The organism is Solidesulfovibrio fructosivorans JJ], assembly GCF_000179555.1.
GTDB classification, from domain to species: Bacteria; Desulfobacterota; Desulfovibrionia; order Desulfovibrionales; family Desulfovibrionaceae; genus Solidesulfovibrio; species Solidesulfovibrio fructosivorans.
Map to the genome: position 1 here is coordinate 159,442 of NZ_AECZ01000001.1, position 11,799 is coordinate 171,240.

The window sequence follows — 11,799 nt, forward strand, 5'->3', positions numbered from 1 at the left end:
GCCCGGGCCGTGGACCGCCTTGTGCGGCGCGGACACGGCCCGGCCGTGTACGGCTACGGATTGTCCTGGTTCATGCGTTGCCTGCGGGCGGCGGAGGCGGCCGATGCGACGGCGCGCAAGGACAAGCTCCTGGAGCGGGCCGGCCGGGCCGTGGACATGCGGCTGGCCGCCCACGGCAAGGCGGAAACCTTCAAGGATCACGTGAACGATTTACTGCGGGAGGTTGGCTAGATGGCGGGCGGTTCCCTGGATATCCTCATTCAGGCCAAGGACGAGGCTTCGGCGGTTCTGGAGTCCATCCAGTCGCGCATGTCCGGGCTGGGGAGCCAGGGAGCTTCCTCCTTTTCCAAAATCGACTCCGCCGCGTCCGCCGTCACCACGCGCCTCAACGGGCTCTATGCCGCCGCCGTGGCCGTGTCGGCGGCCTTGACCGCCGGCAAGTTCGTCCAGGTCCCGGCCCAGTTCGAGAGCCTTGCCAAACAACTCGAGACGGTCACCAAGTCGTCGAAGACCGCCCAGGAAGGCATGGCCTGGGTGCAGGACTTCGCCCAGCGCACGCCTTACGAACTGTCCCAGGTCACGGACGCCTTCGTCAAGCTGACCTCCTACGGTTTCGATCCCAAGCAGCTTCTTGAACCCATCGGCAACGCCGCGTCCGGCATGCAAAAGGAGCTGGACCAGGCGGTGGAGGCTTTCGCCGATGCCACGCGCGGCGAGTTCGAGCGTTTGAAGGAATTCGGGCTCAACGCGTCCACGGTCGGCAACCAGGTGACGTTTTCCTGGATGGAAAACGGCCAGCAGATGGAGAAGACCGTCACCAAGAGCGCCGAAAAGATCGGCGAGGCGCTTTCCGGCATATGGGAGGGCATGTTTTCAGGCGGCATGGAAAGCCAGATGTCGACCTTCGAGGGTCGGCTTTCCAACCTCATGGATGCCGCCACCCGCGACATCCAGCAGTTCATGTCCGCCGGATTGTTTGAGTCGATCAAGGCCAAGTTGGCCGAGCTTACCGAGGCGCTTGCCGAATTGGAAAAGTCCGGCAAGCTGGAGGAGTGGGGCCGGATCGCGGCCGAACAGTTCGACAAGATTTGGGAAATCCTCAAGACCGTGGGCAAGGAGGCCAAGGATTTCATTTCGCAGTGGGGCAAGCTGCTGGTCGCCCTGGCCACGGTGGCGGCGATCACCAAGGCGGCGGGGGCCCTCAGGCAACTCACGTCGATCTTGATGAAATCCAAGCTCGGCATCGCCGGCCTTGTCCTGGCCGCGCCGGAGCTCATCGACCTGACCACGTCCCTGGCCGTCAAGTTCGACGCGCTCTACAACCCCATTTCCAAAACGAACCGGCTGCTCAAGGACGCGGCGTATTATCAAAAGCGGGCGGCCGAACAGAATCAGATAGCCGTGGACATGCTCAACCAGCTGATTGCCGCGCAAGGGCAGTCGGTTTCGAGCATGGACGAGTTCCGCCGCAAGGTCGCCGCCGGCACCATCGTCCTGAAGGACAACGCCGGGCAGATTGGCTTGACCGCCGACCAGTACAAGGCGTTGTCCAAGGAGATCAAGGACGCCGGCACGGCCGGTTACGCCTACCTGTCCCAGGTGGCCGACCGCTACGACATGGCCGGCAAGGAAGCCAAGGCCCTGGCCACCACCGAGGGAGCGGCGGCCGCCGCCGGCCTGGCCGCGCAAAAGGACAAGTACGAGGCCGTGCTCGCCGTGGCCAAGTCCGTGGCCGCTGCCCAGGAAAAGCTGGTCAACGAATCCGCCGCCAATGAAACGCAAAAGGCGGCGCTCCGCAAGCAGGTCGAACAGGACCTCATGAAGGCCAAGAAGGACGCGCTCACCGACTGGCTGTCGGCGCTGAAATCCGGCCTGGACGAGGCGCTTGCCCAGGAAAAGCGCTACGCCGAGGAGTCCCGTGAGGCCGGCAAGACCACGGAAGAGAAGCTGCGCGACCTCAAACGGCAGACCATGACGCAGTCCGCGGCCTACTACGACGAGCTCAAGGTGGCGGCGGAAAAGCTGGCCCAGGCCGAGCAGGAAGCGTCCAAGGGCACGGCCGAGGGCTACGACAACGCCATGAAGCTGGCCAAGGAGGCGCAAAACGCCTACGCGGCATCGGCTTCGAGCGGCAAGGACGTGGTCGGCCAGGCCCAGGCCGTGCAGACGGCCATGAAGGGCGTGGCCGACGCCGGCCAGGTCTGGAAGGACGCGGCGGACAAGGGCAAGGACGCCTGGGCCGAAGCGGCCAAGTCCATGAAGGACCAGATTGCCGAGGTCAAGGCCGAGCTGGCCGACATGCAGAAGTCGCCGCTGTCGCTCAAGGTCGACGTGGACACCGAGGCCGTGGACAAGGCGTTGGATGCGCTCAACGGCAAAAAGACCGAGTCCGAGCACACCGTTGAACCGGATACAACGGCGGCGCAAAAAGCCATCGCCGAGCTAGAAAAGGATACGTACAGCACCCATTACGTCTACGAAAAGAAGGTCGAAGCCTACGCCACGGGCGGCCCGGCGCGTAGCGTCCCGGCCATGGTCATGCCCGGGGAAGTGGTCATCGATAAGGACGCGGCCAGGGAAAACGCGCCGTTGCTCCACGCCATCAATTCCATGCGGCTTGCCCGCGAGGCCGTGGCCCATTTCGCGGCCGGCGGCGGCGTGTTCCGGCCGTTTCGGCGAGGACTGGTGCCCGGCGTCGGGAACGAGGATTCCGAACCGGTCATGCTGGATGAGGGCGCGTTCGTGGTGCGCAAGGCGGCCGTGGCCAAGTACGGCCGGGGCGTGCTGGACGCCATCCAGTCCGGCCGGATGGCCGGGGTGCAGGCCTTTGCCACGGGAGGATTCGTCTGGCCCGACTGGATGCGCAAGATTCAGGCGGCCACGGCGGCGGCCCCGGAAACGCCCACCCCCATGACGCCGCAACGTCCGACGCCGCTTTCCGTGGCCGTGTCCGTGCCGGCGGCTTTTCGCGGCGCGACCACGCCCCTTGCCGCCGCGCCCGGCATGTCCGCCCACGGCGCGGCCGCCGTCTCGCGCCTGGACGGCATCCGCCACGCGGCGGCCGTCAGCTTTGCCAAAGGCGGCAACCTGGACGAGCAACTCGCGGACATCGCCCTGGAACGCAAGCGCACCCGAGAGGATTACGACGAGGCCGTGTCCGACGCCAAGGGCGACCATGACGACCAGCTCGCCGACCTGCTGACCCAAGAACAGGCGGACCTGGACGACATTGCCCAGACCCTGGCCGACACCCTGGCCGATCTGCAAGCCGCCTGGGAGGAGGCCCAGGCCGCCTACCAGGAAGCGATCGAGGAAGCCCAGGCGGAAAGCGACGAAGCCCTGGCCGACGCGCAATCCGACTACCAGGATGCCATGGACGACGCCCGATCCGAGTACGAGGAGCAGAAGCAGGAACTCCAGGACGCCGTGGACGAGGCTTATGCCGCCTGGCAGGAGAAGAAAAAGGAAGACAAGATCGAGCACGGCTACACCAAGACCACCATCGGCGCGAACACCATGGGCGGCAAGCCCACCACCCATTACTGGGTTTCGGACCAGGACGCCCTGGACGATTGGGAAGCGGAGGTCGAGGAGCTGAAGCAGGCCTACGTTTCCGCGTTGCGCGACCAGAACGCCCTGGGCGGGTTCCGGATTCCGACCGATGCCGTGGCCACCCTTGGCGAGGCCAAGGCGGAGGCCAAAACAACCCTGGACGAGGCCACCGGCCAGGCCCTGGCCGACCTTGGCGACGCGCAAAACACCTTTACCGCCGGCACGGACGAGGCCAAGGCCCAGGCCGCCGACGACACCCAGGCGACCAAGGACCAGGCCGAGGCCGACAAGGCCGATCTGGCCGCCGATCTGGCCGACACCCTGGACGACCTGAAAAAGGATTTCGACCGGGCCATGGAGGATCTGGATATCGAGGAGGCCCGGGCCCGGGCCGATGCGGACGAGGAAAAGGGCTATTCCATTTCCGGGTTTTCGCAGTGGCTTTCCTCGGGCGGTCCGGTGGCGGTGCTGGACCGCATCCGCAAATACGCCGCCGGCGGCTGGGCGGCGCTTTCGGAAAAGCTGCCGCGCTTCGCGGACGGCGGGGAGGTCCCCATGCTCCCGGGCGCGGTGGCCGGCCAGGACAGCGTGCTGGCCAGGGTTATGCCCGGCGAAGGCATGGTCAACGTCCAGGCCATGCGCTCCATCCTGTCCAAGCGGGCGCTGGACGCCCTCAACAGCCTGGACCTCGAGGGGTTCCTCGGCGCGCTGCCGCGTTTCGCCGACGGCGGCGTGGTCCCGGGCGGCTCGCTCGCTGCCGCAGCCGCCGCCGTCCCTGACGGTGCGTCCTCCGGCTCCGGTTACACCGCCACCCTCAACCTGTCCCTCGGCGGCAAGACCTTCGAGACCCGCGCCACCGAGGCCACGGCCATGGCGTTGGCCCGGCAGTTGCGGCGCCTGGGCGGGAGCATGAAATGAGCATCACCCTGGACACGCTGCCCCTGCCGGACGACTGCCTGTGGCAAAACGAATTCGACGCGCTGCCCATGGCCGTGGCCACGGCGCGGACCCTGTCCGGCCGGCTGGTCGTGTCCGAGACGGCGCTCGCCGCCGGCCGGCCCATTGACCTGGGCGGCGACGACGCCTGGATCGTCCGGTCCGATCTGCTCACGCTCCATGGCTGGGCATCCACTCCCGGTTGGTCCGGCACGCTGAGGCTCCATGACGGCCGCGCGTTTTCGGTCCGCTTCCGCACCCAGGAAGAAAAGGCCGTCGAAACGGCGCAGGTGCGCGACACGGCCGATCCGGCCGGCGACGACCGCTACCAGCTCGTGACGTTGCGCCTGGAGACCTGTTGATGGGCGCGGCCAAACAAACCATGCTGGTGCGTGTCGGCAAGGACACGGACTGCCCGACGTCGCTCCTGGAATTCCCCAAGCAGGACGTGGACCCGGGCGAGGCCGTGACCATCCGCGTCTGGGCTCCCGATCCGGCGCTTTTGACCGGCCTGCGCCTGGACGCCGGGCTGACCTCCCTCGGCACGGGGAGCCCCAACGTCTGGCCCGGGCAGACCACCTGCAAGTATTTCGACTTTGAGGGCGACAATGAGGCCCAGCGGTTCGACTACCCCGTCACCGGCGTCTCGCGCGTCATCGCCTTCTCGCCGCTCTACGGCATTTCGGATGCCGGCGGCATCACCACACTGGCCCCGGCCGGGGCGGACATCACCGGGCTTTTCCACCGACGCGGCTATGCCTGTCTGGTCCCGGCCGCCGGCCTGCCCAAACTCTACGGCACGGTGCATGCCGTGGGCGTTCGCGCGCCGTACTGCCGGGAATGGGCCTGGACCTCGCCGGCCGATCCGCGCGGCGCGCAGTGGTTCTTTCTCTGGGAGGACGGCGAGCTTACGCACCGCTTTTCCCTGACCCTGTCCGAGGACCCCGACGACACGTCCATCTGTTTCACGGACATCAAGATCCGGGTCATCGACCGCCGCACGGCCGGGGCCGTGCTCGGCGCGAATGTGGTGCTGGGCGGCGTCAGCGTCGGCCAGACCGACCAGCGCTACGGCTTCGTCAAGGTGTTCCGCCATCTCTCCGGAACGTTTCCCATCGTGGTGACCAAGGCCGGCTACACGGCGTCCAACGCGGACAGCTACACTGACAACGACCGCATCACCATCCCGCCGGCCGGCGGGGAAGTGCGCGTGAAAATCGGGGGCTACGCATGAGCGCGGTGCAAACCATGCTGGTCCCGTTCTCCTCCTCCGGCCAGGAAAACGGCGGCGTCAAAATCGAGGTGACGGCGCAAACCGTGGACCCGGGCGAGGCGGTGCGGCTCTACCTCTGGGGCGCGTCCCCCGACGCTCTGGCCGGCTACTCCCTGACCCAGGGCGCGGACGGGCTCGGCGCCGGAACGCTGCGCCAATACCCGGGCCAGACCGAGGCGCGCCTGTTCGACCTGGACGGCACGGACGGCCTGAAATCCTTCGACTGGCCGGTGGTGCGGCTCCTGACCGTGGTCGCGGCGGGGCACTGTTTCGTCGTGGACGGCAATGATGTGAGTGTCGTCGCCCTGCCCGGAGAGGATGTGACGCGGTTCTTCCGGCTTTCGGGCAATGCCCTGGCCCCGGCGGAAAACGCGCCGAAGCTGGCGGGGTCGGTCCTGGCCACGGCCGCGCGTTCGGCCTGGTGCCGGGAATGGCGCTGGACCACCCCGGCCAAGCCGGCGGCCGGGTTCCCGGCCGGCACCTGCACCGACGACGAGGACGACCGCGACGACACGGCCTACTGGTTTTTCCTGCTGCGCTGGGGCGTGTTGCGGGAAGAATTTTCCATGGAGCTTGCCTGGAACGATACATACCGGGATGAAACAAGCGAAGAAGAAGGAGAAGATGAAGACACTTACGCTGTCGTTTTCTGTATAGACACGACGGGGTCGATGTCTGGAGCCATTGAGTCCGTTGTCGAAGCCCTTGGAGCTTTTTTGAACGAAGCGTCAAGCATGTACCTTAACATAGGTGTTGTGACGTTTGGAGATGAAGTTCCGTATCGACGGAAATTGGATATTACCAACAATATCGATATTGTATCAACGTTTTTATCGAGTCTCGAAGGGTTCGGTGGCGCGGACGGCAAGGAAAACCAGCTGGACGCTATCCGGACAGCATGCGGAATGTTCGCAGGATACAACAAGAGAGCAATTTGCCTCATAACGGACATTGATTACCACATTGCTGGGGACGGTGGGGATTCGGAAACGGAAGCCACTCCTGATATCGTCAATGCAAAATTGGCGGAATACAATGCGAATCTTTTTATAGCTTGTTATGATACCTACGTGACTGGAGAGGGTACAAGCGAAACCATACACCCCTATAATCTCCTTACCATGACGTGGATAGGCGACCTAGAAGATATTATGACGGTATTGACGAACAACCTTGTCCGAGAATTGGAGAAAATGTGATGCTTGTATCCTCCGAAATCATCATCCGCAAAAGCGCGGTCGTCACCGACACCGCGTCGAACGGCGGCCGCATGAGCAAGCACGCCGTCACGTCGGGCGCGAACCGCAATTTCCTGCGCGACTGGACCCTGGCCGAGGCGCAAAACGGCGGCACGATGTATCGCAAGTTCTTCCTGCACGCGGCCAATGCCGACGGCCTGACCTATTCGCAAGCCGGCCTGCACCTGCTCGCGCCCTCGGCTGCGGACGAACGGGTGGCGCTTTTCGCGGGCATGGCCACGGACACCCAGGCCGACCTTTCCGTCAGCCCGACGACCTACGGCGCGGGGACGTTGCAGGCGGCCGTGGCCGCCGGGGCCACGACTTTCGCCGTGGCGCTCAAGGACACGGACCTCCTCTATTTTCACGACGGCGACACGGTGTGTCTCTACCAGGCCGGCGCGGCCACGGACGGCAGCGAAGACGTCTACGAATACCATGACAATATCACCGTTTCCCATGCGGCCGGCGTGGACACCATCACCCTGGCCGACGGCGACATGGCGGCCAATGCCTACGCCGCCGGGGACGGCTGCGCCTCGGTGCTGCAATGCGGCGATATCGCTCCGACCGTGGCCATGACGGCAATGACGTCGGCCGCCGGCATTGTGGACGTGTCCGGCATCACGCCCGACGCCATCGCCGGGATCGACCACACGGTCACGATCACCTTCACCTCGGCCACGGCTTTCTCGGCCGTCTCGGACGTGCTCGGCGCGTTGGGGGCCGGGACCATTGGCAATGCCTTCGCGCCGACCAACGCCGATTTCACGCGGCCCTATTTCACCATCGCGGCCAGCGTCTGGAGCGGCACGTTCGCGGCCGGGGACATCGTAACGCTCGGCCAGACGGCGGCGGCCGCCGCGTTCTGGATGCGGTCCGTGCTGCCGGCCGGGGCGGCCCCGTTTTCCGGCGACGCCTTCGGCCTGCGCGCCATCGGCGGCAGCAACTAGGAGGATGCGGGCATGGCCATCACCGTCGCGCCCTATGCCGGGGCACTGAAACATTTGCTCTCCGGCGTGAGCTGGGAAACGGACACCGTCAAACTGGCGCTGCTGGGTTCCGGCTACACCTTTGACGTCGCCCATGCCGTTTTCGCCGACGTGTCGGCAAGCGAGATCGCGGGCACCAACTACAGCCCCGGCGGCCAGGCGCTTTCCGGCAAGGCGGCGACCCCGGATGGCGCGGGCGGCGTGACGCTCACGGCCGACAATGTGGTGTTCGCCGCGCTGACGGCCAGCGACATGGGCCATGCCGTGCTCTACATCGCCGGCACGGTGGGTGTCCTGACTGATCCGCTCCTGGCCCATATCGGCTTCGGCACAAATCCGGTCGACGTCTCGGCCGAGGATTTTCCCGTCAACTGGCGCAGCGCGGTATTCGTCATCGCCGCGTCGTAGGAGACACCCATGGCAGTCACCAAAACCGCACGCACGCTTCAGGCCCCGGCGACCAATGCGGCCGGGGCCAGCACGACCGGCTCCGCGATCGATCTGACCACAGCGCTCGGACTCTCGGGCACGCTGCAAATCACCAACGGGAGCACGGCCCCGACGGTCGCGTGTACGGCCTACATCGACGTCAGCAACGACGCCGGCACGACCTGGCGGCAATGGCTGGCCATCACGGCCGGGCTGACGGCTTCGACGGCGTACACCTATCCTTTTTCGCTGCCGGCCGAGATCCTGTACGCTCGGGCGCGATTTGGCGGCAATACGGGCCAGGGCGTGACCGTGGAATGTCTGGGCCACGAGCTGACGAGCGTGTAGTCCATGTCCGGCGTCTGGCAATGCCGTCCCCCGCTAGGGACGCCCATAGACTGGAGCAATCCGCTCACGCGGGGGCTGGCGACGTTCATCGACGCGGCCGGAGACCGCGTGAACGGCGCGCCGCTCACGCTCATGGGCGCGGCCGTCAAGCGCGAGGACGGCGCCATCTATTCCCCCGGCGGATCGAGCGATGGGGCATACGTTCCGTTCGCCCCGGGTTTGCTCAATGTCGGCCTCGACGCGACGATCATTCTTTTTGCCAGGGTAACGGCGCTGGTGAACACGTCCGCCCTGGTTTCCGTCCCGCACAACGCGAGTTGGTCCAGTCCCTGGGGCGCTTTAACCTTGCAGCGCAACGGCACAAACTCGGCCTTGCGATTCACTGTGGGCGACACTTCCTACGGCGGCGTGGATTCGGTCAGCGGCTTTTTCTATGTAGAAGACGACGTGAGTTGCTATGCCGTTTCGAGGGAAAACAGCGATGTTTTCTTTTATAAAAACGGGATAGGGTACGCCGCCGGCACTACCGAAGGCGTCGGCTTGAGCAATCGTTCGCCCAATTTTGCGAACAGGCAACGCATCACGATTGCGAATCGTTGCAGCACCGCTCCCGGGGAAGCCGCCGGGGGCATTTTTCTGCCGGCCCTCATCTACCCAAACAGGGCCTTATCGATCGAAGAACTCAACGCGATCCGAGCCAACCCCTGGCAGTTGTACGCGCCACGCCGCACGGTATTCTTCTTTTCGGAATCCTCTCCGGAGGTCGCGGCCGGTCCGGCGACATTGTCCTTCTTGCTACCTACGCCTCTGGTCCCGGTGGCCACGCGCGGCACGTCCCGCCGATGGTCGGTCAAGCGGCTGATCCCGGTCGGCCGGGACCTCGCCGTGCGTCATCTGGCCCCGGGCGTGGTGGCCGATTACGCGGCCGCGCACAGCGTGGCCGGATGGGTACGGCGGTCCTTCGCCGCCGCCCATGCCGTGCCGTCCATGGTGGCCGGGGTGTTTCGCGCGCGCCATGCCGTGCTCGAGGTCAACCCGGCCAGCCGCCAGTGGACGTCGCGCCACGGCATCCCGGCCGACACGGCCATCTTTCGGCCGGCGTCCTGGTCGGCCGTGTTCGACGACGACGGCTCGTCCCTGGACCTCTCCGGCGCAAACATCACCGGGGACCGCGAATCCTATGCCTGGAGCGTGGACCTGACCTTGCCCGACGCCGAGGCCTGGGCCGACTGCACGCCCGGACGCCGGCTGACGCTGACCGTCTCGGGCCAACCCTTCGCCCTGGTCCTCGAGGGCCGGACCCGGGACCGCGCCGCGACCTCCGCCGAATGGACGGCCACGGCCCGTACCGTCTCGTGCCTGCTGGGCGAACCCTACGCCGCCGCATTGTCGCAGTCCTGGCCGGAGACGACCGCCAGCCGGGCCGCGTCCGAGTTGGCCGGGCTGGCCGGGCTGTCCTGCTCATGGGAGGTTTGCGACTGGACGTTGCCCGCCGGCAGGCTGACGGCGGACGCCGAGACGCCGGCCTCGGTGCTGTCCCGGTTGGCGCAAAGCTGCGGCGGTATGCTGCAACCCGATCCGGCCGGCGGCGTGACGGTGCGCTACCGCTACCCGGTCGGCGTGACCGAATACGCGGACGCCGCGCCCCGGGCCGTGCTCACCGCCGCCGACGCCGTGTTGACGCTCTCCGAAACATTCAGCGCCCAGCCCGGCTACGACGCGGTCACGGTGGTGGACAACCGGGCGGCGGCGGACGGCTGCCTGACCTGGGAGCTGGACGACGACCGCAACGCCGGCCGCGACACGTTCCCGCCCGGGAGCCCTTGCTATTTCCGCGTGTACCACGAGGTGGACTACGCCGTGCGCGCCACCTCTGGCACACTGGAACGGATTGCCGTGGACGAGATGGAGCGCCTGACCGAGACGGTCGGTTTCGACGACGAGGACACGGCGGACCTGGACAAGCTGGTGGCGGCCGTGGATGCGGTCGTGTGGTGGGGGACGGACCTTGGAGCCGTCGCGCCCAACGGCGGCGCGAACGTGCTGCTGTCCGGCGGCGCGGGGTTTTCCGTGGCCGAGATCACCTACCGGACGCGCTACGACGTGTGGAAGCTGGTCCCGGCGGCGCTCGGCGAGGCGTTCCCGGTCATGCTCGAACTGGCGGAGGTAAGCGCATGAGACTCACGGTGACGCGCGGCGACGGGGTATCCCCCGCGCCGGACGAATTGACGGCGGAGCTGGCCTGCTCCGAAGCCCCGGCCACCCAGGCCGGGCGCAATTACCTGGACGAGTACGGCCAGGACGCGGCCGAGGTCGACGTCACGTGCATGCCCGAGTCGTCCGTGGGCGTGCTCCTGCCCGGTGAACTGGTGGAGATCGACGACGGCCCGGCGGCGGAAACCTGGCGGGCCACGGTGACCGGCATCGAAATCACCCTTGCCGTGGCCGATTCCGGCGCGGCAACGCTGACGCAAACCCTGACCGTGGAGCGTCCCCTTGAGTAACGCCCTGGCCCAACTGCGCCGCGTGGTCGCGCCGGCCCCTCGCCGTCGCGCCGCCACCATTGTCCGCATCCTGGCCGGCGGCCGGGTGGAGCTGGCCGTGGCGGCCGACACGTCCGGCACGGCGTCCACGGCCGGGGCGACCGCCGCCCGACCGGAGGTCTACTGCGGCGTGACCGTATCGGTCGGCGACCGGGTGCTTGTCGAGGGCGACCGGGTGATCAGCCGGCTGGCCCGGGAGGCGGGGAGGGCGGTAAGGATCAAATAGCCCCTTCACTGGCCGTTCCCCATCAAAGGGCGCGGACATCCCCTCGAGCAATGGCGGAATCCGGCTCCTGTTCGGGAACCACATGCTTCGGGAAGCGGTGCTACGAATACACCGCACAATTTGGCGCGTTGCCAGACTCCAGTTCGATGTTTCATCGGGGGTGCGGCCGCGCGCGATCGTGCAACTGGTGAGCGTGCCGTGTGCTGTGGCGCAACGGCCGGTTCGTGCTGCCATGAGTCTGCCTGGGGGCCAGCCTCTGCCG

At 66.6% G+C, this 11,799-nt stretch carries 11 protein-coding genes; all 11 read left to right on the forward strand.

The genetic code is table 11. The features are described from left to right. Positions 1-9 precede the first annotated feature (9 nt). Genes DESFRDRAFT_RS22455 through DESFRDRAFT_RS00815 form a run of 11 tightly spaced genes read left to right on the forward strand, consistent with a single transcriptional unit; the run spans position 10 to position 11,537 of the window. Positions 10-231: a hypothetical protein gene (locus tag DESFRDRAFT_RS22455; protein WP_043793503.1), complete on the forward strand. Its 222-nt coding sequence runs from the start codon at positions 10-12 to the stop codon at positions 229-231. Continuing rightward, positions 232-4,470: a tape measure protein gene (locus DESFRDRAFT_RS20565; RefSeq protein WP_005990171.1), complete on the forward strand. Its 4,239-nt coding sequence runs from the start codon at positions 232-234 to the stop codon at positions 4,468-4,470. Further along, positions 4,467-4,850, forward strand: a complete 384-nt coding sequence (locus tag DESFRDRAFT_RS00775) for a hypothetical protein (protein ID WP_005990173.1) — start codon at positions 4,467-4,469, stop codon at positions 4,848-4,850. The genes DESFRDRAFT_RS20565 and DESFRDRAFT_RS00775 overlap by 4 nt, the downstream gene beginning before the upstream one ends. Beyond that, positions 4,850-5,722: a hypothetical protein gene (locus DESFRDRAFT_RS00780; protein ID WP_005990175.1), complete on the forward strand. Its 873-nt coding sequence runs from the start codon at positions 4,850-4,852 to the stop codon at positions 5,720-5,722. The genes DESFRDRAFT_RS00775 and DESFRDRAFT_RS00780 overlap by 1 nt, the downstream gene beginning before the upstream one ends. Then, positions 5,719-6,960, forward strand: coding sequence for a vWA domain-containing protein (locus DESFRDRAFT_RS00785; RefSeq protein WP_005990177.1), 1,242 nt, complete (start codon positions 5,719-5,721; stop codon positions 6,958-6,960). Before DESFRDRAFT_RS00780 ends, DESFRDRAFT_RS00785 begins: the two co-directional genes overlap by 4 nt. Next, positions 6,957-7,952: a hypothetical protein gene (locus DESFRDRAFT_RS00790; RefSeq protein WP_144004872.1), complete on the forward strand. Its 996-nt coding sequence runs from the start codon at positions 6,957-6,959 to the stop codon at positions 7,950-7,952. The genes DESFRDRAFT_RS00785 and DESFRDRAFT_RS00790 overlap by 4 nt, the downstream gene beginning before the upstream one ends. A gap of 12 nt (positions 7,953-7,964) precedes the next feature. Continuing rightward, complete coding sequence (locus DESFRDRAFT_RS00795) at positions 7,965-8,399, forward strand: hypothetical protein (protein ID WP_005990181.1); 435 nt, start codon at positions 7,965-7,967, stop codon at positions 8,397-8,399. Between the two features lie 9 nt (positions 8,400-8,408). Next, entirely contained in the window at positions 8,409-8,768 is a 360-nt protein-coding gene (locus DESFRDRAFT_RS00800; RefSeq protein ID WP_005990184.1) for a hypothetical protein, read from the forward strand. Between the two features lie 3 nt (positions 8,769-8,771). Next, complete coding sequence (locus tag DESFRDRAFT_RS00805) at positions 8,772-10,946, forward strand: hypothetical protein (RefSeq protein ID WP_005990185.1); 2,175 nt, start codon at positions 8,772-8,774, stop codon at positions 10,944-10,946. Beyond that, on the forward strand, positions 10,943-11,272 hold the full coding sequence (locus DESFRDRAFT_RS00810) for a hypothetical protein (protein WP_005990187.1): 330 nt from the start codon (positions 10,943-10,945) through the stop codon (positions 11,270-11,272). Before DESFRDRAFT_RS00805 ends, DESFRDRAFT_RS00810 begins: the two co-directional genes overlap by 4 nt. Then, complete coding sequence (locus tag DESFRDRAFT_RS00815; protein ID WP_005990189.1) at positions 11,265-11,537, forward strand: hypothetical protein; 273 nt, start codon at positions 11,265-11,267, stop codon at positions 11,535-11,537. The genes DESFRDRAFT_RS00810 and DESFRDRAFT_RS00815 overlap by 8 nt, the downstream gene beginning before the upstream one ends. Positions 11,538-11,799 lie beyond the last annotated feature (262 nt).